The organism is Paractinoplanes maris (genome assembly GCF_023544465.1).
GTDB classification, from domain to species: Bacteria; Actinomycetota; Actinomycetes; order Mycobacteriales; family Micromonosporaceae; genus Actinoplanes; species Actinoplanes maris.
Genome location: NZ_JALPVL010000014.1, coordinates 119,161 through 141,557, shown reverse-complemented (window position 1 = coordinate 141,557; position 22,397 = coordinate 119,161). Strand labels below are relative to the sequence as shown.

At 69.8% G+C, this 22,397-nt stretch carries 20 protein-coding genes; 7 read left to right on the top strand and 13 right to left on the bottom strand.

What is annotated here, in order from left to right; genetic code table 11:
- Positions 1-7 precede the first annotated feature (7 nt).
- Positions 8-595, bottom strand: a complete 588-nt coding sequence (locus NAG42_RS35505; protein ID WP_250036434.1) for a polysaccharide deacetylase family protein — start codon at positions 593-595, stop codon at positions 8-10.
- Positions 592-849: a hypothetical protein gene (locus NAG42_RS35500; protein WP_250036433.1), complete on the bottom strand. Its 258-nt coding sequence runs from the start codon at positions 847-849 to the stop codon at positions 592-594. Before NAG42_RS35500 ends, NAG42_RS35505 begins: the two co-directional genes overlap by 4 nt.
- Before the next feature lie 33 nt (positions 850-882).
- On the opposite strand from NAG42_RS35500, the gene NAG42_RS35495 reads away from it, so the two are divergent.
- A complete protein-coding gene (locus NAG42_RS35495) occupies positions 883-2,298 on the top strand; it encodes a YcaO-like family protein (protein WP_250036432.1) in 1,416 nt (471 codons plus the stop codon).
- Here the strand turns inward: NAG42_RS35495 and NAG42_RS35490 are convergent.
- From NAG42_RS35490 to NAG42_RS35475, 4 genes are all read right to left on the bottom strand, one after another.
- A complete protein-coding gene (locus tag NAG42_RS35490) occupies positions 2,295-3,170 on the bottom strand; it encodes a carbohydrate ABC transporter permease (RefSeq protein ID WP_250036431.1) in 876 nt (291 codons plus the stop codon). The genes NAG42_RS35495 and NAG42_RS35490 overlap by 4 nt on opposite strands.
- Positions 3,167-4,114 (bottom strand): carbohydrate ABC transporter permease, encoded by a 948-nt coding sequence (locus NAG42_RS35485; protein ID WP_250036430.1) that lies wholly within the window; start codon positions 4,112-4,114, stop codon positions 3,167-3,169. The genes NAG42_RS35490 and NAG42_RS35485 overlap by 4 nt, the downstream gene beginning before the upstream one ends.
- The gene (locus NAG42_RS35480; RefSeq protein ID WP_250036429.1) at positions 4,111-5,430 is read right to left on the bottom strand and encodes an ABC transporter substrate-binding protein; all 1,320 of its coding nucleotides are present in this window, start codon (positions 5,428-5,430) and stop codon (positions 4,111-4,113) included. The genes NAG42_RS35485 and NAG42_RS35480 overlap by 4 nt, the downstream gene beginning before the upstream one ends.
- A 180-nt stretch (positions 5,431-5,610) precedes the next feature.
- A complete protein-coding gene (locus NAG42_RS35475) occupies positions 5,611-6,084 on the bottom strand; it encodes a nucleoside deaminase (RefSeq protein ID WP_250036428.1) in 474 nt (157 codons plus the stop codon).
- A gap of 32 nt (positions 6,085-6,116) precedes the next feature.
- On the opposite strand from NAG42_RS35475, the gene NAG42_RS35470 reads away from it, so the two are divergent.
- Positions 6,117-6,887 (top strand): LLM class F420-dependent oxidoreductase, encoded by a 771-nt coding sequence (locus NAG42_RS35470; RefSeq protein ID WP_250036427.1) that lies wholly within the window; start codon positions 6,117-6,119, stop codon positions 6,885-6,887.
- 133 nt (positions 6,888-7,020) lie between these two features.
- Positions 7,021-7,797, top strand: coding sequence for a polysaccharide deacetylase family protein (locus NAG42_RS35465; RefSeq protein ID WP_250036426.1), 777 nt, complete (start codon positions 7,021-7,023; stop codon positions 7,795-7,797).
- A gap of 183 nt (positions 7,798-7,980) precedes the next feature.
- Here the strand turns inward: NAG42_RS35465 and NAG42_RS35460 are convergent, their stop codons facing one another.
- From NAG42_RS35460 to NAG42_RS35445, 4 genes are all read right to left on the bottom strand, one after another.
- Positions 7,981-9,672, bottom strand: coding sequence for a M4 family metallopeptidase (locus NAG42_RS35460; RefSeq protein WP_250036425.1), 1,692 nt, complete (start codon positions 9,670-9,672; stop codon positions 7,981-7,983).
- A 25-nt stretch (positions 9,673-9,697) separates the two neighbouring features.
- Entirely contained in the window at positions 9,698-10,108 is a 411-nt protein-coding gene (locus tag NAG42_RS35455) for an HAD family hydrolase (RefSeq protein ID WP_250036424.1), read from the bottom strand.
- Between the two features lie 114 nt (positions 10,109-10,222).
- Positions 10,223-10,393: a hypothetical protein gene (locus NAG42_RS35450; RefSeq protein WP_250036423.1), complete on the bottom strand. Its 171-nt coding sequence runs from the start codon at positions 10,391-10,393 to the stop codon at positions 10,223-10,225.
- A gap of 116 nt (positions 10,394-10,509) precedes the next feature.
- Positions 10,510-10,911 carry a plastocyanin/azurin family copper-binding protein gene (locus NAG42_RS35445; RefSeq protein ID WP_250036422.1) on the bottom strand — a complete coding sequence of 134 codons (402 nt, stop codon included), beginning with the start codon at positions 10,909-10,911 and terminating at the stop codon, positions 10,510-10,512.
- A 301-nt stretch (positions 10,912-11,212) separates the two neighbouring features.
- On the opposite strand from NAG42_RS35445, the gene NAG42_RS35440 reads away from it, so the two are divergent.
- Together NAG42_RS35440 and NAG42_RS35435 are read left to right on the top strand one after the other, a co-directional pair.
- On the top strand, positions 11,213-12,889 hold the full coding sequence (locus NAG42_RS35440; RefSeq protein WP_250036421.1) for an alpha/beta hydrolase: 1,677 nt from the start codon (positions 11,213-11,215) through the stop codon (positions 12,887-12,889).
- A gap of 1,531 nt (positions 12,890-14,420) precedes the next feature.
- The gene (locus NAG42_RS35435) at positions 14,421-15,458 is read left to right on the top strand and encodes a hypothetical protein (RefSeq protein ID WP_250036420.1); all 1,038 of its coding nucleotides are present in this window, start codon (positions 14,421-14,423) and stop codon (positions 15,456-15,458) included.
- A gap of 292 nt (positions 15,459-15,750) precedes the next feature.
- Here the strand turns inward: NAG42_RS35435 and NAG42_RS35430 are convergent, their stop codons facing one another.
- Positions 15,751-17,247: a DNA polymerase IV gene (locus tag NAG42_RS35430; protein WP_250036419.1), complete on the bottom strand. Its 1,497-nt coding sequence runs from the start codon at positions 17,245-17,247 to the stop codon at positions 15,751-15,753.
- Positions 17,248-17,334: 87 nt separating this feature from the next.
- On the opposite strand from NAG42_RS35430, the gene NAG42_RS35425 reads away from it, so the two are divergent.
- The gene (locus NAG42_RS35425; RefSeq protein ID WP_250036418.1) at positions 17,335-18,399 is read left to right on the top strand and encodes a magnesium and cobalt transport protein CorA; all 1,065 of its coding nucleotides are present in this window, start codon (positions 17,335-17,337) and stop codon (positions 18,397-18,399) included.
- A 48-nt stretch (positions 18,400-18,447) separates the two neighbouring features.
- Here NAG42_RS35425 and NAG42_RS35420 read toward each other — a convergent pair whose 3' ends face one another.
- Complete coding sequence (locus NAG42_RS35420) at positions 18,448-19,641, bottom strand: thioester domain-containing protein (protein WP_250036417.1); 1,194 nt, start codon at positions 19,639-19,641, stop codon at positions 18,448-18,450.
- Between the two features lie 108 nt (positions 19,642-19,749).
- On the opposite strand from NAG42_RS35420, the gene NAG42_RS35415 reads away from it, so the two are divergent.
- Positions 19,750-22,032, top strand: a complete 2,283-nt coding sequence (locus tag NAG42_RS35415) for a putative bifunctional diguanylate cyclase/phosphodiesterase (protein WP_250036416.1) — start codon at positions 19,750-19,752, stop codon at positions 22,030-22,032.
- Here the strand turns inward: NAG42_RS35415 and NAG42_RS35410 are convergent.
- Positions 22,027-22,314: a YiaA/YiaB family inner membrane protein gene (locus tag NAG42_RS35410; protein ID WP_250036415.1), complete on the bottom strand. Its 288-nt coding sequence runs from the start codon at positions 22,312-22,314 to the stop codon at positions 22,027-22,029. The genes NAG42_RS35415 and NAG42_RS35410 overlap by 6 nt on opposite strands.
- Positions 22,315-22,397 lie beyond the last annotated feature (83 nt).

Here is a 22,397-nt window from a genome sequence, read left to right as displayed (position 1 = left end):
GGGCGGGTCAGCGCGAGGGCGGCACCCGCTCGATCGACCAGTTGGAGACCAGGTGGCGGATGCCCTCGGCCCGCGCGGTGCGGTCGCCGAGCTGATCCGGGTCGAAGCGGGAGCCACCCTTCCAGGCGCCGATCCGCGGGCGGTAGCCGGTGATCGCCTCGATGCGGGCGATCGGGGCCAGCACCTCACGCTGCACGGTCAGGTGGGTCACCTCGGCCACTGTCGCGTGGCCGGCCGTGTGGAAGCCGATCTCGTGCACGGCGGCGATCTGACGCCACTCGTCGTCGGTCACGTTGGCCAGATGCGGGTCGTAGTGCTCGAACAGCGGGAAGAAGTACGCCTTCAACCCGAGCGCCGCGCACTCCTCGGCGCCGAACAGGGCGGCGTCGCGCATGCCGTCGTAGAAGGCCACGAACACCCGCGGTCCGTCGGCCGTCGCGGGTTCGTCCGGGTCGTACCGGGGGCCGAGGCCGGCCACGTGACGCAGGGTCTCACGCACCGAGGCGCGGTGCTCGGCGCCGATCTCGTGGAAGTTCAGGGCCACGATCGGCGACCGGGTCAGCGCGGCGCTGTGCCCGCTCGTCCAGCGGGTCACGGCGCCAACCCCTCACCGAGGGCGGACTGCAGGCGGTAGGCGTCGACCGAGAACAGCCCCAGGTCGTCGAGGTCGATGCCGAGCCCGCCCGCCGCCCGCGCCACGACCTCGGGCTGCTCGGCCCGGTCGTCCGCGTCGCCCAGCGTGTCGCTGCTGAACAGCACCATCGGGATCGCCGTCCCCTCGACCGACTGGCTGAGGATCATGCGTTTGAGCTTGGTGGAGTTGGTCTCCGGGTTGTGCTCGGTCGGCACGGGTGGCTCTCCTGCCGTGAGTAGGGTGATCCAGTGTCTCTCACCAGCGTGATCGGTCAGTATCGAACCGTCCTGGCCCGTTTCGGTCAGGTCGTCGACTTCGACATCTCGGGCCTCGACCGCCTGGGCATCCCGGTCACGAGCTGCTCCCTCGTTGCGGACGGCCGGTTCCGGCACCACGGCAACGGCTACGGCGCGACCCCCGAGGCGGCCGAGGTGAGCGGGCTGGGTGAGCTGGCCGAGGGTGTGGTGTCGGCCCAGGGGCTGGCCGGGCGGCACGCGGCGGGGCGCTCCGGGTCGTACGCCGACCTGGTCGCCGCCGAGGGCCGGGACCGGGTGGCCGATCCGCGCACGCTGGGACTGCCCGCCGGCTCGCCCTACGACGAGGCCATGCCCCTGCTCTGGCTGCCGGTGACCCGGGTGGCCACCGGCGAGAGCGTGTGGCTGCCGGAGGACTTCGTGGCCAGCGAGCCCGGCGAGGCGCGCGGCCCGAACCGGTTGATCACGCCGATCACCAACGGGCTCGGCGCCGGGCTGGACGACGAGCGCGCGCTGACCCACGGCGTGCTCGAGCTGCTGCAGCGGCACACCAACGGGTTGCGCTTCCGGGCCCTCGACCGCCGCTCGCCGGTGATCGCGCCGGAGACCCTGCCCGAGTCGATCCGGGTGCTGGTCGACCAGCTGGCGGCCCACGGTGTGCGGCCCGTCCTCAAGCACGCGGCCACCGCGTCGGGGGTGTGTTCGACGTACGCGATGGGGGTCGACCCGGACCCGGGCGCCGGCATCCGGGTGACCGCCGGTGGCGAGGCGGCGCACCCGGACGCCGAGGTCAGCCTGACCAAGGCGCTGCTCGAATACGCCAACTCGCGCTCCCGGAAGGCGTTCTGTTTCGGTGACCGGAGAGCCGCGCGGGCGGTCGCCCCGGCGGCCTACTGGGAGAGCCTGGGCGAGCTGGGGCGGGGCGAGCCGCGGGCGTACGAGGCGATGGTGGCCTGGGCCGGTCGGCCGCTCGAGACGCTGCGGTCGCTCACCGCCCCGGACGAGTCCCGCGCCGTCGACTACGCGGACATTCCCGTCGCGGTCGCCGGGTCCCCGCTCGAAGGCCTGGCCGGCGACGACTTCGACCACGACGTGCTGGTGGCTCGGTCGGAGGTCGACGGTGTCGTCGCGGTCAAAGTCGTGGTGACCGGTCTGGAGGTCGAGACCCTGTCGTACGGGCGGATCGGCGAGCTCGGGGTCCGCGACTCCCTGGCCGGTGACCTCGACATGGTCCGCGTGCAGCCGCAACCCTCGGGCACCCACACGGCCCGGGTGATGCTGACCGCCGAGGCCGAGGACCGGCTGGGCGGCCCCGCGTGGTATTCGTACGCGGTGGCCGACCAGCTGGTCGGGCCGCTCTATCCCCTCTATCGCGAGCCACCGCGCCACTCGGTCGAAGTCAATTCCTAACGGATTCCGGTGCGGGCGATGCCCTCCACGAAGTAGCGCTGGAAGACGGCGAAGACGATCAGCATCGGCACGATCGACAGGAACGACATGGCCAGCAGCGGCCCGAAGTTGTTGCTGAACTGCTGGATCAGGAACTGCAGGCCGACCGGCAGCGTGTAGGAGTCGCTGTCGGTCAGCACGATCAGCGGCCAGACGAACTCGTTCCAGCGCCACATGAACGTGAAGATGACCAGCACCGCGATGAGCGGCCCGGACAGCGGCAGGACCACCGAGCGGAACGAGCGCAGGTGCCCGGCGCCGTCGATCCGGGCCGCCTCGAGCAGCTCGTCCGGAATGGACAGGAAGAACTGGCGGGCCATGAACAGCCCGAACGCCTCGGCCAGCCGCGGCAGGATCACCCCGCCCAGGCTGTCGAGCAGGTTGAGGTCGATGACCAGCTGGAACTGCGGCACCATGATCACCTGAATCGGCACCATGAGGGTGCTGATGATCAGCAGGAACAGCAGGTTGCGGCCGGGGAAGCGCAGCTTGGCGAAGGCGTAGCCGGCACACAGGTTGATGAACACGGTCGCCACGACCGACACCACGGCGATCACCACCGAGTTGCCCAGCCAGCGCAGGAACGGGTACTGCCGCCACGGGTCGACGTAGTTCTCCAGGTGCCAGCTCCGCGGCCAGAGCGACACCGGCAGCGACGCCAGCTCGTCGGTGCTCGCCACCGAGACGCGCAGCATCCAGTAGATCGGGAACATCAGCACCAGGACGCCGGCGATGGCCAGGACCAGGCGCAGGCGGTGACCGCGCGACGGTGCCGGCTGCCCGGTGTCCGGCTCGGCGGCGACGCGGCCCGGGGGAGTCGCGACGGTGGTCATAAAGCCTCGTCCCTTCGTCGTTGCAGGCGCCACTGGACGATCGTCAGGGCCAGGACGATGACGTACAGGATCATGCCGATGGCCGCCGCGTAGCCCTGCCGCCGCTGGTTGAAGCCCTGGTCGTACGCGTACTGGACGAGGAAGGTGGTCGAGGTGCCCGGGCCGCCGCGGGTCAGCACATAGACCACGTCGAAGACCTGGAAACTGGTGATGATCGAATAGACGACCAGGAAGAACGTCGTCGGCGCGAGCAGGGGCCAGGTGATCCGGCGGAACCGGCGCCAGCCCGCCGCCCCGTCGACCGCCGCCGCCTCGTAGATCTCGCGCGGGATGCCCTGCAGGCCGGCCAGATAGACGACCATGCCGAAGCCGATGCCCTGCCAGGTGGTCACCGCGATGACCGACAGCAGGGCCGCCGTCCCGCTGCCCTGCCAGTTGACGTCAGGCAGCCCCATCCGGGTGAGGAGCTGGTTGACGATGCCGGTGACCGGGTCGAACAGCCGCAGGAAAATCACGCCGGCGGCCACCCCCGAGATGACCACCGGCAGATAGATCAGCGCCCGGAACAGCCCGCGGGCCGGCATCCACCGGTTGAGGAGCAGGGCAGCGCCGAGACCGAGGGCGATGCTGAGCGGCACCGAGACCACGGTGAACAGGACGGTGTTGCGCAGCGCGGTCCAGAACGTGGGGTCGGCGGCGATGGTGCGGTAGTTCTCCAGCCCGAGCCAGCGCATCCGGCCGAAACCGCTGTAGCGGTGCAGGCTGTACCAGGCGGTCAGCGCGATCGGCACGAACATGAAGACGGTGAACACGAGCAGCGCCGGGCTGGTGAGCACGATCCCGGCCCAGGCCTCGGCGCGCCGCCCGGCGGTCCGCACCTTTGACCGGCGGACATCGTCGGAGGCGCCCCGCCCGGCGTCCCGGGCCGTGGTCGCCGTGCTCAAGCCTTCAGAGCCTTCTGTACGCCTTCGGTCAGTGCTCGTACGGTGTCGTCGGTCTTGGCCGAGGGGTTCGACAGGTATTGGTCCATGGTGTCGATCAGCGCCTGGTTGATGCCGGCGAACGCGCGCGAGGTGGCCGCCTTGACCAGGCCGTCGGGCATCGTGGTGGCCTGCTGCTGGAAGACCGGCATGAGGTCGGGCCGCGAGGCGTAGGCCAGCTTGGCGTCGGTCAGGTCCTTGCGCACCGGCAGGACCGTGGTCTGCTCGCAGAAAGTCTGCATGTTCTCCTTGGTCACCAGGAACTTGGCGAACTCGGCGGCCACGTCCGGGTTCTTGGCCCCGTCGGTGACCACGACCGCGTTGCCGCCCAGATCGGTCGCGGCGGCGCTGTCCTTCATCAGGTAGGTGACGCCCCACTCGAACTTGTCCTTGACGGCGGCGTCGATCGACGGGATCAGGAAGTCACCGGCCTGGATCATCGAGATCTTCTGGGTCGGGAAGATCTCGTCCGGATAGGTCGGCCGCTTGACCAGGACGCTCGGCGCGTGCAGCCCCTCGGTGTAGAGGCTGCGGGTGAACTCCAGCGCCTTGCGGGTCTGCGCGGTGTCCAGGGCCGGATTCTGCAACGAGTCGTCGAGCAGCGTGCCGCCGGCCTGGTAGAGCGTGTTGAACCAGCGGTAGGCGCCGTACAGCTGGTAGTTGAAGGCGAACGGCGAGACGCCCGGGTTGGCGGCCTTCAGCTTGCGCAGCACGTCGGTGAACTGCTCCCACGTCCAGGCCTGGTCCAGGCCGGCCGGCACCGAGGTGATGCCCGCCTTGGCGAAGTGCGCCTTGTTGTAGACCAGGGCCGAGGTGTCGGTGTGGTGCGGGACGCCGAAGGGCTTGCCGTCGGACTGCACCGCCGACCACAGCGCCGGCAGGAACGCGTCGCCGAAGGAGTCGCCGAGGTAGTCACTGAGGTCGGCCAGCGCGCCGTTCTCGGCGTAGCTGCCGACGTCGGTGTACGAGACCCGGAACAGGTCGGGTGCCTGGTTGGCCTGCAGCCGCCGGTCGACGACCGTACGGATCTGGTCGTAGGGAAGCACCTCGATCTTGATGTCGGCGCCGCGGGCGGCCTTGAAGTCGGCCGCGAGCTTCTTGAACGCCGCCGCCTCCTGATCGTTGGCCCAGGTGGTGAACGTGGCGCTGCCGGTCAGCGGGCCGCTGGTGGCCCCGCCGCCCTTCGCGTCGTCGTCGCCCGAGGAGCAGGCGGCGAGCCAGCCGGCCGCGCCGGCCGCACCCACTGCCTTGAGGAATGTTCGCCGTCCGACCGCTGACATTGCAGTACCTCCACGTTTGCGAGCACTGCGGGCTCGCCGTGACCCCGCTTCATAGCCCTAGCATCGACGCAACAAACGACGCAACATGTCACAGCCGGATAACGATGGGCACTCGTAGCATGCGCGTCGGTACCCTCTGTGGTCCAGAGTCCGGTATGGGCGAAAACGGTCGACGGTGGCTCATCGCTGCGCGGCCCGGTGGTGCAGAGCGCGCATCTGCTCGTCGAACGGCGCCACCGGGCCGGTGACCGGCAAACCCGGGACGAGCGCCGTGATGGGCAGCACCGCCACCGGCGACGCCGGCTGTCCCCACCCGGCCCGCCAGGCCGCCAGCTGGGCCCCGGAACCGGCGTACACGATCGGACCGAGCCCCACCCAGCCGTGCGCGGCCGCGCACATCGGGCAGTGCTCGCCGGAGGTGTAAACCGTGCAGGCCGCCCGGATCCCGGCCGCAAGGTTGGCCGCGGCCCACCGGGCGAGCATCAGCTCCGGGTGCGCGGTCGGATCAGCCTCGGTGACCTCCCGGTTGCGCTCCTCGCGCAGCACGGCGCCGTCCGGCCCGGCCAGCACCGATCCGAACGGGTGGTCGCCGGCCGCCGAGGCCTCGGTCGCGAGCTCCACACACCGCCGGAGGTATTCGTCGGTCGTCCCCATGCGCTTTCCGTCCTCTTCCCTAGGCTGAGCCCATGACTTCGAGGCCCGTCCGGATCGGGCTGCAGCTTCAGCCGCAGCACGCCGACTACAAGACCATCCGCCGTACCGCCGCCGAGGCGGAAGAGCTCGGCGTCGACATCCTGTTCAACTGGGACCACTTCTACCCGCTCTACGGCGAGCCCGAGGGCCTGCATTTCGAGTGCTGGACCATGCTGGCCGCCTGGGCCGAGCAGACCAGCCGGGTCGAGATCGGCGCCCTGGTCACCTGTAACAGCTACCGCAACCCCGAGCTGCTGGCCGACATGGCCCGCACCGTCGACCACATCAGCGACGGCCGGCTCATCCTCGGCATCGGCTCGGGCTGGTTCGAGAAGGACTACCAGGAGTACGGCTACGAGTTCGGCACGGCCGGCGGTCGCCTCGACAACCTGGCCGAGGCGCTCCCGCGCATCGAGTCCCGCTTCGCCAAGCTGAACCCGGCGCCGACCCGCAAGATCCCGGTGCTGATCGGCGGTGGTGGCGAGAAGAAGACGCTGCGCCTGGTCGCCCAGCACGCCGACATCTGGCACAGCTTCGGCGACGTCGCGACGATCGAGCGCAAGGCCGGCATCCTGCGCCAGCACTGTGCCGACGTGGGCCGCGACCCGGCCGAGATCGAGCTGTCCACCGCCGTCAGCGGTGACCCCGCCGAGTCGGGCTCCGCCCTGCGCGATCTGGGCGTCTCGCTGTTCACGGTCAGCGCGAGCGGCCCCGACTACGACCTGAGCGACCTGCGGGCGTGGCTGGCCTGGCGCGACAGCTGATCCATGCTTCCCGGGGCTCGGCCGGCTCCTCCTTCCGGCCGAGGCCCGGGACCGGGGAAACCGGCCCGGGGGCCGAAGCGCACCCCACCCATGATCAATCAGGCTGCGAGGCCGGATCGATGGTGGGAGATTGATGGTTACTCGTCGGGCGATGCTGCGTGGGGTCCTGCTCACCGCGGGTGGTGCGGCCACGGCCTTCGCGGGGTCCGATCACCTGGAGCACTGGCTCGGCTGGGACCGGCCGCCGCTGGGTGGCGGGTACGCCTCGGCGGCCGACAACCTCGGCGCGGTGGCACACGGCGGCGTACGGATCCACTACTTCCGGCCGACCGCCGAGAAGCTGGTGGCGCTCACCTTCGACGACGGGCCGCGGCCCGAATACACGCCGCGGTTCCTCGACGTCCTGGACGAAGCGCGGGTCCCGGCCACCTTCTTCGTGGTCGGCCGCCACCTCGACGAGCACGCCGGCCTGGTCGGCCGCCGCTGGGACCGGCACGAGGTCGGCAACCACTCGTGGTCGCACGACGACCTGGCCACCCTCGACCTGGCCGGCGCCCGCCGCGAGCTGGAGCGCACCCACGACGCCATCAAGCGGCACACCGGCCGCGAGGCGACCCTGCTCCGCCCGCCCTACGGCCACCTCGGCGGATCGACCGTGCTCGCGGCCGACACGATGGGCTACGACATCGCCCTGTGGTCGCACCAGATGCGCGAGCGCGAGTACGCCGACGACCCCGGCGCCCAGGCCTACGACCTGATCGACACGATGCGCCCGGGCTCGATCGTGCTGGCCCACGACGCGGGCGACCAGCGCCGGCTGGTCGCCCTGCACGCCCTGCCCGCGCTGATCGCCGGCCTCCAGGCCCGCGGCTACCGGTTCGTCACCGTCTCCGAACTCCTGAACGGCTAGATCTGGTCGGCCACGAGAGGCGCCCGACCCGGACGCCTCGCCGGCCCGCGTCGGCGCCAGGCCCGCGTCGACCGCCGGCTCCGCGTCGACCGCCGGATCCACGTCGCCGCGGGCCTGCGTCGCCGCCGCGTCCGTTCGGCCCGAGGTGCGGCGGGGCCCGGCGGTTCGGCTGAGGGATCGGGGTCAGCTGATGCCGACCGACCCGTACGCCTGACGGATCGCCGCGATCTTGGCGTCGCGGTCCGGGCTGCCGCCGAAGTAGGTCAGGCCCACGTCGACGATCGCCTGCAGGGCGGCCGCGAACGTGGCCAGCGGGGTCAGCCGGGTGAGGCCGAGGTAGACCAGCACCGCGACGTCCTGCACGGTGAAGCCCGGCGTGGTCAGCAGGTTGTGGATCGCCTTGTTGTGGATGTTGCTGTTGACGTGGACCCACCCGTTGTCGTTGCCGGGTCCCGGCTTCTCGCCCGGCCGCAGGCTCCGGAACTTGTTCATGTGGTCGGGGTGCCCGGTGCGGGTCGGGTCGGCGAAGTCGCGCAGCGGCAGGCCGTTGCTGCGCAGCCCGGCCCCGATCTCCCAGTTCCAGGTGGCCACGTCGTCCCGGTCGGGCGCGGTGTACCAGTTGTTGATGATGACGCCCAGGCTGTCGGCGAACGACTCGTTGAGGGCGCCGGACTGGGTGGCGTAGACCAGCCCCGAGGTGCTCTCGACGACACCGTGGGTCAGCTCGTGGCCGATGACGTCGAGGTAGCGGGACAGGCTGACCAGGCGCCCGTTGCGCTCGATCTGGCCGTACCACATGCGCTTCTGCCACCAGAAGGCGTTGAGCAGCGCCGGCGGCGGTTGCATGCCGGCCGCGGTCGTGTTGACGAGCGAGATGAGCACCATGCCGCGGTCGTCGATGCCGTCGCGCTGAAGCACCGACGTGTAGAAGTCCTGCACCCGCGCCGCGTTGACATGGGCCGAGACGGCGGCCCGGTTGGTCGTGCCGTAATCGCTCGTGTCGGCCGGCACCGTCTGCGGCGGCACCGGGGGATCGTTGTCGATGTCGGCGAACTGGAGATCATAGGTGCGCACCGAGCGGGACTCGTCCTCCAGCAGCACCGCGGTGCCCGCACCGGACAACCGGCCGAAGAAGACCTGGGGCTTCTCGTCCTCGTCGATCCCGGTGCATCGCGTCGGGGTGGCCGGACCGGCGGTCGGCACCGCGCTGTACGTGAACAGGATCTCGCCGTCGTGCGCGTCGACCAGGAAGTTGTAGCTCACCGGCAGCGGCCGGCGCCCGAACCCGTGCCCGTCCATCGCCTCGTCCGGGTCCGCGCCCTCGGCGTCGTTGTCGTCCGGGGGAGCGGCGGGCAGCTCGCCCAGGAACCACGCCAGGTGCCAGGCGCCGGATTCGGCCTCCTGATAGAACATCAGCCGGCCCCGCGCGACGGCGTCGGCCGGGATCGTGGCGCCGGTGTATTCCCGGACGCGATCGAGCGCGTCGGCCCGGCTGAGCGACTCGACCGGGCTCACCCCGGTGACCTCGCCCAGTTCGGCGTTCACGCTGACCAGCCGGCGGTCCGGCGTCAGCTCGACGACGGCGGCCGCACCGAAGACCGGGATGTCCTGATAGGACTGGGTGAAGCGCACCTGATGGGTGCCGAGCGGACCGAGGTCACGTTGGGCCTCGACCACCAGGCCGGGCACCAGCTCCGGGCGTTCCGGCTCGGCGATCGCCCGGGCGGTCGGGCGCTCGTCGCGTTGCAGCAGCTCGTCGAGGTAGTGCCGGGCCGCGGTCTCGTCGCTGCCGAAGCGCCGGGTCGCGCCCTCCAGCGACTGCGCACCGACCGTCGTGGTGTCGTGGTAATTGAAGGATTCCAGTGACATGGCCATGTGGCCCTCCGTGATGGGTTGGGTGTCAGCTGTCCAGCAGATCCAGAGCAACCGCGGGACTCGGCCGGACGTCGAAGCCGGCCTCGGTTGCGCGGGCCCGCTCGCCGTCGTTCTCCCCGACGAAGACGAGCCGCGCGCCGGGGCACGACTGGGCCGCCGCCCGGTGGAAGATGGCCGGCGTCGACTTGGAGCCGTAGATGACCAGGCCGGGGTCGAAGAACGGACCGAGGCCGGCGTCGCGGAGCGCCCGGTCGACCTCGCTGGTCGGGATCGGTCCCGGATCGGACAGGACCCCGAGCCGCAGACCCCCGTCGCTGAGGCAGCGCAGGACGTCGGCCACGCCGGGGAGCACGTCCATCGTCGCGATGGTGGGGCCCGGGCCGACCGTCACGTCGGCCAGCGTGCCGCCGATGTCGAAGAAAACCAGAACTTCCATGTCCTGCCTCCGTGCCGCTTGCTCTGACCTCGATAGGAGGAACGGCACGGCCCGGAGATACACCGGTCGCCGCCCCACCGTGGCGGAGCGGCGACCGGGTCTCGCGGCGGCGGGTTACTCGGCCCGCAGCGGCTTGGCCAGGATCTGATCCGTCGTCGAGCTCGGGACGACCTCGGCCCGCAGCGGCTTGGACTGCAACGCCGCGGCGGCGATGCCCCCGCTGCTCAGCACCAGCGCCCCGGCCACGGCCAGCGCGCTCACAGTGCGGTGAAGAGTGGATTTCATTGGTGGTGCCCCCGTTCGTCTGGACAGCTTCCGAGCGTGCCCTTCGACCTGCCGCACGCTACAACCGGCGGCGCGTGATCGGGGGCGAATGTCCTCGATCTGCCCGGCCGGATTCCTTACTCGACGGTGATCGCCGCCTTCATGAACGGGTGGATCGAGCAGTGGTAGGCCTGCGGGCCCGCCGCGCCGAAGGTGTGGCTGAAGGTCTCACCGTCGCCCATCGGCTGGGACGAGAACGAGTTGTCGTCCGCCACCACTGTGTGATCGGTCGAGTCGGCGAACGTCCAGGTGACGGCGGCCCCCGACTTGACCGTCAGAGCGGCCGGGTCGAAGGCGAAGTTGTGGATGTCGACCGAGTTCGCCGAGTCCGCCCAGTCCGCCGACGTGGCCGGGGACGGGCCGGTCGCCGGCTGGGCGCCGCCGGACGGTGTGCCGGATCCCGACCCGCAACCCGCGGCCGCCGCGACCAGGAGGGCGGCGACCCCGAACGAACGCGGTCCGGACAGGGAAAGTTTCATCGATGCCTCCTCGCAGCGAGCGTGACCGGTTGCCCCCGGACTATCACGGGCGCGGAAAAGATCGCGATGAGCGTCGTCACACGCCCCCGGGAACGGGGGAAATAGCGGCATCACGGCTGTTCGCGCTGATCGGCGCCATTGTCCTGACCGCGACCGGGCTCTATCCCGGTGGCCCGTTCGGTGCCATTGTCGACTCGTACGGCGCCGATGACGACGCGTACCCCGCCGTTCCGGCTGGACGTCGGCGGTGACGCCGTCATCAGCGGCTGAAGCCAACACCGGCCGGGAGCGGGTGAGCGGGATGCTAGAGCCGTCGATGAGCACCGGCCAGGAGCCGGCCCGTCGTTCGGACCGACTCGTCCGCGCCCGGCTCGGGCTGGCCGGGGCGGCGGTGGCGGTGCTGTTCTATTGCGCGGCACTCACCCCGTCACTGTTGCCCCGGGCCTGGTATCTGCAGGGCATCGTGGCCGGGCTGACCGCGACAATCGGCTACGGCGCGGGCGCCACCCTCGGCGCCCTGGTCCGCCTGATGTGGCGGCGCCGGTTTCCGCGGGCGACCCGCGTCGCCTGGTGGGCCCTGCTGGCGGTGGCCGTGCTGGGCGGCCTGACGATGCTCGCGCTCGGCACGAAATGGCAGCAGGAGCTTCGCGCCCGCCTGGACATGGAGCCCCTGGCGACCTACGACATCGTCCGGATCGTCGGCGTCAGCGTGCTGACCTTCGTGATCCTGCTGGGCATCGCCCGGCTGCTGCGGCTGGGCATCCGCCGGCTGGCCCGGTTGCTGCGCCGGCGGGTGCGGGTGCCCCGGCCGATCGCGTACGGCGTCGGGCTGACCGTGGTCACCTATCTGACGGTCGGCTTCGTCGACGGATTCCTGGTCGACAACCTGCTCGCGGCGGCCGACCGCACGGCCTCGCTGGCCAACGGCCGCACCACAGCCGGCATCGTCGCACCGCGCACCGCGCTCCGCTCGGGCAGCCCGATGTCGGCCGCGCCGTGGCACTCGCTCGGACTCCAGGGCCGCGAGTTCGTCGGCACCGGCCCGACCGTCGACCAGCTGACCGCCTTCGCCCGGCGACCCGCGCGGGAGCCGGTCCGGCTCTACGCCGGTCTCGAGACGGCGGAGTCGGCGCAGGCGCGGGCCCAGGTCGTGGTGCGCGAGATGGACCGGGCCGGCGCGTTCGACCGGGCGGTGATCGGGGTCGTCACGCCGACCGGCACCGGGTGGGTCGACCACAACGTCACCGACGCGCTGGAATACATGTACGGCGGGGACACCGCACTGGTCTCCATGCAGTACTCGTACCTGCCGAGCTGGATCTCGTTCCTGGCCGACCAGTCGAAGGTGTCGGAGTCGGCGACCGCGCTGATCACGGCGGTGCACGCCCGATGGTCCGAACTGCCGGCGGCGACCCGGCCCAAGCTGCTGCTCTTCGGCGAGAGCCTGGGCTCGTTCGGCACCGAGACGGCGTTCGCCAACTCGGCCGCCATGACCTCCGGCGCCGACGGGATCCTGCTGGTCGGGCCGCCGTTCGCCAACCCGATCCGGCAGGCCCTGCTCGACACGCGAGACCCGGGCAGCCCGATCTGGGATCCGGTGTTCACGGCCGGCACGGTCGAGTTCACCCAGCACCCGCCCGACCTGCGCACCCCGGCCGGCGCCCGGCCACCGGCGGTGGTCTATCTGCAGAACTCCTCCGACCCGATCGTCTGGTGGAGCCCGGAGCTGATCTTCCAGCGCCCGGCCTGGCTCGACCACCCGCGCGGGCCCGACGTATCGCCCGACATGCACTGGTATCCGCTGGTCACGTTCTGGCAGACCGCGGTCGACCAGGTCTTCGCGATCAACGTGCCGGCCGGTCACGGTCACGTCTACGGCTCCGGCGTGGCCGACGGCTGGGCCGCCCTGGCCCCACCGCCGGGCTGGTCGGCCGCCGACACCGTACGGCTGAGGCAACTGCTCGACCGCGCCGGCTGAACCCCGTGACGCGGCGCTCCGGAGAGGGCCGGACGTTGCACCATGCGAACCGGTTCATCACCGCGCCGGGCAACCCGTTGCCAGGCCGTTTAACTAGCTCACGAGGTAGGCGGTTCCTCGATGGCGGGCTTGTACAGGTTTACAAGAGCTCGGCCGATGCGAGGGCCTAGCCGCCCCTCAGCGCCACCGCCCGCGAGAAATGCACCACCTTTTCCCGCGGAGATCGCTGACGGGTTATCGAGTGTGCTGTACTTCGCCACCGTCCCGCACGTGGCCTCGGCTAGATACCATCACCCCGAGCCCAGGATGAGCGGAGAGCCTAGATGAGTCGTCCCCGGATCGGTATAAAGCGTTGGGCTAGGCCGATCATTAAGAATCGATGGTTCTATGCGGGTGTCTCCGTAGTTCTAGGGATTCTGGTGCTCGCTGGCTCTTGGGCAGTTAGTGATTCAGTCTGGTGGTCAGGTGTCCTTGTAAATGCGGGGACAGCTCTGCTTTTGTTCACCCCACTGGCCGTATACGGAATGCATGTTGAAAATCAGTTCGACCAAGTACGCCGAGGGCAGCAAAAGATCGAACGCCAACAGGAGGAAACGGCCGCCGGATTGGCCTCGTTGACGGAAGAGGTGTCACAAGCTCAGGGTGAGCTTCGGCGTACCCGTGAGGAACTTGCAGATATCCTCTCAGAGAGGCTGGCGGAAAGTCGCTCTAATGACGCCACAACGTTCCAGGACGTGGAAGAGCGGCCGTCTCATCGGGGCCTCTTCGAGGCCCTCATGCGCGCCTCGAAGCTTGGGCTAATTAGCCGTGACGGCTGCAGAGTAAAGCTTCGGAGCACGACTCTTTATCTTCGATTCCAACGGCCTGAGCCAGGGCCCTTCGGGGAGCTGCCGCACCCAAACCAAGATTTGCCTGTGCAGATTGAAAGTATCGATGCGCGGCCGCTCCGAGATCTCAGATGGCGCTCTGACCAAGGAGCAGAGGATTTTTTAGTGGAATTGAGCGAGGAATTGATTGGGCTGGCTCAGTATCCAGGCGACAGGAGCTTCGGTCCGGACAGTGTTTTTTCGCCGTTGAAGGCGATGCTCGAGCTAGCTAACAGGTCCGCAACCAGCGGGAGCTCTGAGCCCCTCACAAGTGTTATCGAGTTTTGTCCGCCACAGTGGGTTATCACCTCGAGCCATCTAATCGCGGTCGATCCCCCATACGCCATCCCAATGATCCGGATGCGGGAGTCACGATGGCATGAGCACATGAGAGAAAAAGTATGGCTGGACTATGATTCGTTCACGTACGCATTCTCCGTTTCGCGTGTCCTGTTTGACGCGGGAAAGCTCGATGTGAAGCCACTCGAATTAGCCGACGAGCCGCCGTTCTAGCCGGTAAACCTTGGCCGAATTCACTATCGATCGCGAATTCACAGACGGGGAGTCGCGTGATGGCTCGAGCAACCACCCTGCCTCCCGGCTGAGGCCAGAACTCCAATGGCCGGGTTCGCCGCCAGTTGCACAGGCGTGGAAGTATGGTAAGCATGGGTCAGAGTTCGGGACTAGACGCATGGTTTCTGCATGAAAAGCTGGTGTGCAACCTGTTTGCCGATGACCAACTCGCGAATCTTGCTCAACGAATGCCAGACAAGAGCCATCCTCTCTATGAGACATTCCGAATGGATGTACTCGAGAAGAGTGTGACGGACTATCTCTCGAATAGCGAGATCCCTTCATTAGCGATCGAGCAACAGCGAGGAACTCTCCGGGCTGGGCAACTTGTCTGGCTGGAGCAGGCTATCTCTTTCAAAGGAGCTGGGGCATCCTGGACGGCGGTGCGCACGGGGAAGGATACGGCCGCACGTGCTGGATTCACTGCTCGCCTTGATACGAACAATGATGTACGGGTCAAAGGTGATTACAGTGCGTCGCGCCTTACTTGCAGTTCCGCGCCAGGCCAGCTGTCCGGCACCAACCGACAATTCCTTCTCGGGTATGTCACCGGGGTCGAAGCCACCGAGATTGGCCTCCGTCCCCTAGTAAGAGCTCGACGCTGGGATCCGATGCGCTCGAATGAGGCTGGCTGGCTGGGTGGAAATTCTACCCGGGTATGGCCAAGCATGATCGATCAGTTTTCTCACGTCGATTTCCGCGGCAGGCCGTCCAGATCCGAGCTTGAATTGCTAAAAGGCGTGCCCCAAGAGGCCGTGAGACAAGCCTTCGCCGAGATTCTCGGTGAGCCTGATGTCCCGCAGGCTTCGGGGTCCGAACAACTCGTCCTTTGGATTCAAAATAGACTGTCAATCGAAGGAAGTCCACTACGCGCCGCCGTAGCGTTCAAGTGGCCCGCGAAGTTCTCTCCTATGACTACCGCCGACTTGAGAGAGAATGTTAACCAAGTCGACATGCTGAGCGAGGCGGCAACCGACCTGATTGTCATGCAGCATTGTCATGCCATCACTGCGCCGGTAGTGAACTTGCTCAAAGCCTATGCTGGCGACCCGCGCAACTTCAGAAAGTACATGACGATAGACGGATACGACACGCTAAAGATCCTGCGTTCTTCGAACTTCCAGGTCTAGTTTGCCGAACCGGAAACGGTTCGCGCAATGCCTTACCTGGTGGCGCGGGCGCGACTGCCCCGCTTGAACCCCGCGAGGCGGCGCTCCGAAGAGGCGCGCGGGCGCGGCCGCGCTGGTTGAACGTGGTGAGGCGGCGTTTCACGGAGGCGCGCGGGCGCGGCCGCGCTGGTTGAACGTCGTGAGGCGGCGCTTCGCGGAGGCGCGCGGGCGCGACCGGATCTGGGTGGTCGCCGCGGTGTCCGGTGACATCGACGGTCTCAGGCCGGATGGCCGCCGTGGAAGGCGGTCGCGGTCATCTCCACTCCGGTGGGTCGGCCGGCTGAAGGGCCGGGTCGTCGCTCGGGAAGGTGCGCACCGGACCCGGCGGTGTGGTCGGGCCCTCGAAACGGACGGTGACGCGTCCCCGGCCGCTGCCCCACACCCAGCCCGGCCCGTGGTCGTGGTGCCGCACATCTTGGCCGGGCCGCCAGTCGGAGACCACGGCCGGCCGAAGGGCCACGCTGGTGCTCGCCGGCTGGAACTCAACCGGTTCGCCCGGCTGGCCCGGCTCGGCAGGCTGGCCCGGGTGGCTCGGCCGACCCCGTTCGGTGGGCTGGCTCGGCTCGCCCGGGTGGCTCGGCTTGCCCGGGTGGCTCGGCTTGCCCGGGTGGCTCGGCTTGCCCGGGTGGCTCGGCTTGCCCGGCTCGGCTGATTGGCCCAGCTCGCTGTCGGTGATGGTGGCGAACAGGTCGTCCTGCACGAAGCCGGCCAGTGTGGTGACGCCGACGCCGAGCAGGCGGACGCCGGCTGATGTGTCGACCTCGGCCAGCAGGCGGCGGGCGGCCTGGGCCACCTGGCGGGGATCGTCGGTCGGCTGGGCGCGGGTCGCGGCGCGGGTGATCGTGGTGAAGTCGTAGTGCCGGACCTTGATGGTGATCGTGCGGGCCGACAGGCCGCCCGCGCGCAACCGGCCGCCCACCCGGGTGGCCAGCAGGTCGAGCTCGGCGTTGAGCCGGACCCGGTCGGTGAGGTCGACGTCGAAGGTCTCCTCGGCCGAGACGGATTTCGCCTCGCGCTCACCGACGATCGGCCGGTCGTCGTCGGCCCGGGCCAGCCGGTGCAGCCCCGCCCCGTGGGCCCGGCCGAACCAGTCGATCAGGTCGGGCAGCGGCACCCGGGCCAGGTCGCCGATGGTGTGCAGGCCGGAGCGCCGCAGCCGCTCGGCGGTGGCCGGGCCGACACCGGGCAGCCGGGTCACCGGCAGCGGATGCAGCAGGGCCTGCTCGCCGCCGGGCGGGGCCACGGTCAGCCCGTCCGGCTTGTGCAGGTCGGAGCCGATCTTGGCGACGAGTTTCGAGGTGCCGACGCCGACCGACGCGGTCACCCCGCCGGTGGCGGCCGCGATCGCCGCCCTGATCTCGTCGGCCAGGGCGGTCACACCGGGCAGGGAGAGGTCGTGCCGGCCGGCCGCGGCCAGATCCACATATGCCTCGTCGATCGAGACCTGCTCGATCAGCGGGGACACCTCGGCCAGCAGGGCCATGACGACCTCGCTGGTCTTGCGGTAAGCCGCGAACCGGGGCGCGAGGAAAGCGGTGCCCGAGGGGCAGCGGCGGCGGGCCTCGGCGGTGGGCATCGCCGAGCGGGCACCGAACCGCCGGGCCTCATACGACGCGGTGGCCACCACGCCACGCCCGGCCACTCCGCCGACGATCACCGGCCGGCCCCGCAGCGACACCTTGTCGCGCTGCTCGACCGCGGCGAACATCGCGTCGAGGTCGACGTGCGCGATGCTCGCCTCTCGTCTCACTGTCGCCTCCCGTGCCTCAGTTCGCCGTTCATCAGGTCTAGTGTCCGCCGGGGGTACGACAGAATCGGTGAACAGGGGGTGGGAGTGGTGGACGGCCGACGCACCTGGCAGCCGCCCCGGCCGGTCGGCCGGGGACGCGCCGATCACACCGCGATCGTGGGCTGCGCGCTGTATGTCGACGGGGTCGCCGTCGACAGCCCGGGCTCGGCCGCTGACCTGCCGCGGCTCTTCGAGCGGGCTCGTGAGCAGGACGGCGCGTACGTCTGGCTCGGCCTGCACGAGCCCACCGAGGCCGCGCTGAGCCGGGTGGCCGACGTCTTCGGCCTGCACCCGCTGGCGGTCGAGGACATTCTGCACCGCGAACAGCGGGTCAAGCTCGAGCGGTACGAGGATGTGGTGTTCCTGGTCGTCCGGGCCGCGCAATATGTCGAGCACGAGCGGCTCACCGCCACCAGCGAGATCGTCAGCACCGGGTTCGTCCGCCTCTTCGTGGGCCCGCACTTCGTCATCACCGTGCGGCAGGGCACTGTCATGGAGCTCAGCTCGCTGCGCGCCGACCTCAGCGCCGAGCCCGGGCGGCTGGCCCGGGGCCCGTGGGCGGTGGTCCATGCCATCCTCGACCGCCTGGTCGACGCGTACGTGGACATCGCCGCAGCCGTGCAGACCGACATCGAGCTGACCGAGGCCGAGGTCTTCGCGCCCGGCACACCGGTCACGGTCGAGCAGATCTACCAGCTCAAACGCCAGCTGATGAAGTTCAAGGCGGCCGTGCTGCCCCTCCAGCGCCCGCTGGCCGCCCTGGCCGGCAAGCAGTTCGGCGACCCGCCGAAGGAGATCCGTCGCTACTTCGGCGACGTCGCCGACCATCACACCGCGGCTGTGGAGCAGGTGGTCGCCTTCGACGACGTGCTCAACACGCTCCTGCAGGCGCGCCTGGCCCAGCTGACGGTCGACCAGAACAACGACATGCGCAAGATCGCCTCCTGGGCCGCCATCGCCGCGCTGCCCACCGCGATAGCCGGCATCTACGGCATGAACTTCACCCACATGCCCGAGCTGACCTCGCGCTACGGATATCCCAGCGTCCTGCTGCTCCTGCTGGTCAGCGCTTTCGTCCTGCACCGGCTGCTCCGCCGCGCCGGCTGGCTGTGAGGTCCCGGCCGCCGGCCGGGGCGGCATCCCGCCCCGGCCCGCGAGCGATCAGGAGGTGAAGCGGAGGCGGCGCCGGCGGACCAGCAGGACCGCCACGGCGCCCGCGGCCAGCAGCACGAGGCCACCGCCGAGGACGGTGCCGGTGGGAGCGCCGGTCACCGGCAGGCCGCCGTCGTCGCCGCCGCCGGTGCCACCGCCCGTGCCGCCGGTCGGAGTGGCGCTGGGCGTGGTGCTGGGCGTCTTGCTGGGGGACGCGGTCGGCGTCGCGGTGGGGGAGCTGCCGGCCGGCGGGCTGGGCTGCGGGGCGGGATTCGACCCCCAGGCCGGGAACTTCTTCGCGAAGGTGCCGGAGACCGGGTCGCCGTACGGCAGCGCGGGGGTCAGCGGCGGGCGGCCACCCTCGGCCACGAACGCCAGGCCCGGGTTGACGGCGTGCTCGGCCGTCACCGTGACCGTGGTGTCCTCGTCCGGGTCGATCGACCGGACGAAGGTGAGTCCGCCGCCGTTGGCGACCCGGGTGATCAGCCAGGTGCCGCCGTCGTAGCGGCTGTCGGTGACGGCGTAGCCGTTCTCCACCTCGACCGTCATCCGGTTCGCCGGGCCCTTCACGAACAGGTCGGGGGCATCGACGAAACTGCCCTCCTCGAACGTCACCGTGCGCTGCGGTTCGGGCGCGGTGATCTCGACGCGGGTCAGGTAGTCGTAGACCTTGCGCATGACGGCGTACTCGTTCTGGGCGCCCGCGCCGGCCCCGGAGCGCCAGGCACTGAGCGAGACGTTGTTCCGGACCTTCCAGATCGCGGCCTGGGTGCCCATCCTGAGCAGGAGGTCGACCGTGGCCCGGGAGGCGCCCGCGGGCACCTGCACCCCGGCGGCGGCGATCAGAGCGGCCCGGTCGCTGGACGGATAGCCGTGCTCGATCACCCACTGGACGTAGGCCAGCCGGTTGGCCCCGGCCTCGGCCCACGTCGTACCCGTGTAGTCGACGGTCCCGCTGAGCTGGGTGGCGGTGTAGGCCAGGGAGAAGGCGGGGACGACCCGGCCGCCGTCCACGGTCATCTGCAGACCCCGGACGACCGTCGGCTTGCCGCCCAGCAGCAGGGTGCGCGAGGTGCCGTCGGGCCGGGCGACGGCGGTCAGCTCGTCGTCCTCGGCCGCCACGGCCGGTGCCGCCGAACCCAGCAGCAACCCCGCTCCGACCAGAAACGCCGGGATCAACCGGCCCAGCAGACGTTCTTTCATCACTTCTCCCCGTTGATCGTGTGCCCGGGGATTATCAACCATGATTGCGACCGGCGGGCAACCGGTGGGGGTGTTCATGCCGGCCGGTTCGCTGCCGATCGTGTGGACATGGGACAAAGGCGAGCGTCGGGCGCAGCCCGGTTGCTGACGGCGGCCGTGTGGGGATCGGGTGCGGTGCTCGGGACCATCCTCGTGCAGTCCGTCACCGGCTGGGGCAGCGACGCCCAGGCCAGGGTGATCAACGACCTGGCCTACCTCCCGGCCACGCTGCTGACCGCGGCCCTGGGTCTGTGGCTGATCCTCAAGGGTCGCCTCGGCCGGCGGGAGCGCCGGGCCTGGATCCTCTTCGAGGCGTCCTTCGTCGCCCAGGTCGTGGCGCACTCGGCCTCGCTGATGCAGAACTTCCTGCCCGAACAGCCCTCGTACCCGGCTTTCTCGGACTACTTGTACACGGCGGCCATCCCGCTGGTCGTGGCCGGCCTGCTGATGTATCCGGTCGCTCACCGCAGCGCGACGGAGCGCCTCAAGCTGCTGATCGACTCGCTGATCGTCGTGGCCGGCGCCTGCATGGCGCTGTGGTATCTGGAGATCGGCCCGCTCATGGAGACGCCCGGCGCGGACCCGGTCGTCATCCTGTTCTCCACCGCCGTACCCGTCCTCGATCTGCTCCTTGTCTTCGCGCTCATCACGCTGCTCCTGCGCCGCCCGGAAGCCGGTGCCGCAGTCGGTCTGCTGGGCGGCTCCATGGCGCTCAAGGTGGTCGCCGACAGCACCTACACCATCGGGTACGTGCAGTTCGGCATCGGCTTCCAGCCGGGCAGCTGGCCCTTCGTGTTGTGGGCCACCGGCGCCTTCTTCTCGCTGCTGGCCGTCCACCGCCGGCTGCGCCAGGACAGCCTGGCCCAGGGTCAGCTTCCGGGCCGCGGGCGGCTGGGCTGGCTTCCGTACGTCGCGGTGGCCCTCGCCTACGGCCTGCTCGCCTTCGCCGCCCGCAACCAGACGCTGTTCCCGCTGGGCGGCATGATCTTCGGTGCCATCGCCCTGACCGCCCTGGTGATCGCTCGCCAGGTGTACGCCCAGAAGGAGAACCGGCGCCTGGCCGTCACCGACCCGCTGACCGGGTTGTCCAACCGGGCCCTGATCGCCGAGCGCCTGGCCGAGCTGACCCGGCAACCGTTGCGCGAGGGCCGGCACAGCGCCGTCCTGCTGATCGACCTCGACCACTTCAAACCGATCAACGACGCGTACGGGCACGAGGCCGGCGACGCCGTGCTCAAGGCGGTCGCGACGGCGTTGCGCGCGGTGATCCGCTCCGGCGACACGGCCGGGCGCCTGGGCGGCGACGAGTTCGCGGTCGTCCTGCCCGCGCTGCCCCACCGGGCCGTCGCCGAGACCATCGCCCAGCGGCTGGTCGACGCGCTGCGGACGCCGGTCATCTTCGGCGACCTGGTGCTCGGCGTGGAGGCCAGCATCGGTGTGGCGTTCCGGGACGAGACGACCCCGGACAGCGAGCAGCTGATCGCCCACGCCGACGCCGCCATGTACGCGGTGAAGCGGTCCGGCCGCGGCAGCTACTGCGTCTACACGCCGGAGCTGGACACCAACGCGCGCGACGCCGAGCTGCGGCGCGCGGTGGCGAACGACGAGCTGGTGGTGCACTTCCAGCCGGTTGTCGACCTGACCGGAGGCGACCGGATGGCGGTCGAGGCGCTGGTGCGCTGGAACCATCCGACCCGCGGGCTGCTGATGCCGGGCGCCTTCATCGAGCTGGCCGAGGAGACCGGCGCGGTGATCCCGATGGGGGAGTGGGTGCTGCGCGACGCCTGCCGCCAGGCCGCGGGGTGGCGGACCGGCAACCCGGACGCCGACGGGGTCTGGCTCAGTGTCAACCTGTCGGCGCGACAGGTCATGCAGGCCGGCCTGGTCGAGACCATCCGCGGCATCCTGGACGAGACCGGCTTCCCGGCCGGCCGCCTGATACTGGAGCTGACCGAGAGCGTGATCCTGCAGCCCGACGAGCAGACCGTGGCCCGCCTGAGCGAACTGCGCGACATGGGCATCGGCATCTCGGTCGACGACTTCGGCACCGGATACGCGGCGCTGAGCTATCTGCGGACCCTGCCGGTCAGCGTCCTCAAGATCGACCGCTCGTTCGTCGAGGGCATCGACACCGACCCCGACGCCTACGCCGTGGCCGAGGCCGTGGTCCGCCTGGCCAAGGCGTATCGCCTGCACGTGGTGGCCGAGGGCATCGAGACGGCCGAGCAGGCGCGCTGCCTGGTCGAGATGGGCTGCACCTACGGCCAGGGCTACCACTTCGCCCGCCCGATGCCCGGCCCGGCCCTGGCCGAGTTCCTGGCCGGCACGAGCCGGGTCGGACTCGCGTCATGACGGCGTCTTGAACGGGTCGTGCTCGTTGATGAACTTGTCTATCCGGGCCTGATCCACCCGCCGGACGACGGTGCCGACCTCCTGGGCATCCCGGATGGTCTTGGCCAGCGTGAAGGCCGACGTGACGACGTAGGCCAGACCGAGACCCAGGAACGCCCGGATCCAGCCGCCCACCGGCAGATAGAAGATGCCGGCGGCCAGACCGAGCAGAGCAACGACAAACGACGCGGCCGCCTGAATGTAGAACGCGGCGGTGACCTTGGGTGCGGCAGGAATATCCATGCCGCTCATCGTGCTGCCGCCGCCCCGGCCGCGCGTGAGTGCCGATACTCATCCCGTCCGCGACTGCGGTACCCCGGTGGGTG

Coding starts and splice junctions, on each gene's coding strand:
- NAG42_RS35490 (WP_250036431.1), bottom strand. CDS start 3,170: ATGACCACCGTCGCGACTCCCCCGGGCCGCGTCGCCGCCGAGCCGGAC.
- NAG42_RS35480 (WP_250036429.1), bottom strand. CDS start 5,430: ATGTCAGCGGTCGGACGGCGAACATTCCTCAAGGCAGTGGGTGCGGCC.
- NAG42_RS35475 (WP_250036428.1), bottom strand. CDS start 6,084: ATGGGGACGACCGACGAATACCTCCGGCGGTGTGTGGAGCTCGCGACC.
- NAG42_RS35470 (WP_250036427.1), top strand. CDS start 6,117: ATGACTTCGAGGCCCGTCCGGATCGGGCTGCAGCTTCAGCCGCAGCAC.
- NAG42_RS35465 (WP_250036426.1), top strand. CDS start 7,021: ATGGTTACTCGTCGGGCGATGCTGCGTGGGGTCCTGCTCACCGCGGGT.
- NAG42_RS35460 (WP_250036425.1), bottom strand. CDS start 9,672: ATGGCCATGTCACTGGAATCCTTCAATTACCACGACACCACGACGGTC.
- NAG42_RS35455 (WP_250036424.1), bottom strand. CDS start 10,108: ATGGAAGTTCTGGTTTTCTTCGACATCGGCGGCACGCTGGCCGACGTG.
- NAG42_RS35450 (WP_250036423.1), bottom strand. CDS start 10,393: ATGAAATCCACTCTTCACCGCACTGTGAGCGCGCTGGCCGTGGCCGGG.
- NAG42_RS35445 (WP_250036422.1), bottom strand. CDS start 10,911: ATGAAACTTTCCCTGTCCGGACCGCGTTCGTTCGGGGTCGCCGCCCTC.
- NAG42_RS35440 (WP_250036421.1), top strand. CDS start 11,213: ATGCTAGAGCCGTCGATGAGCACCGGCCAGGAGCCGGCCCGTCGTTCG.
- NAG42_RS35435 (WP_250036420.1), top strand. CDS start 14,421: ATGGGTCAGAGTTCGGGACTAGACGCATGGTTTCTGCATGAAAAGCTG.
- NAG42_RS35420 (WP_250036417.1), bottom strand. CDS start 19,641: ATGAAAGAACGTCTGCTGGGCCGGTTGATCCCGGCGTTTCTGGTCGGA.
- NAG42_RS35415 (WP_250036416.1), top strand. CDS start 19,750: ATGGGACAAAGGCGAGCGTCGGGCGCAGCCCGGTTGCTGACGGCGGCC.
- NAG42_RS35410 (WP_250036415.1), bottom strand. CDS start 22,314: ATGGATATTCCTGCCGCACCCAAGGTCACCGCCGCGTTCTACATTCAG.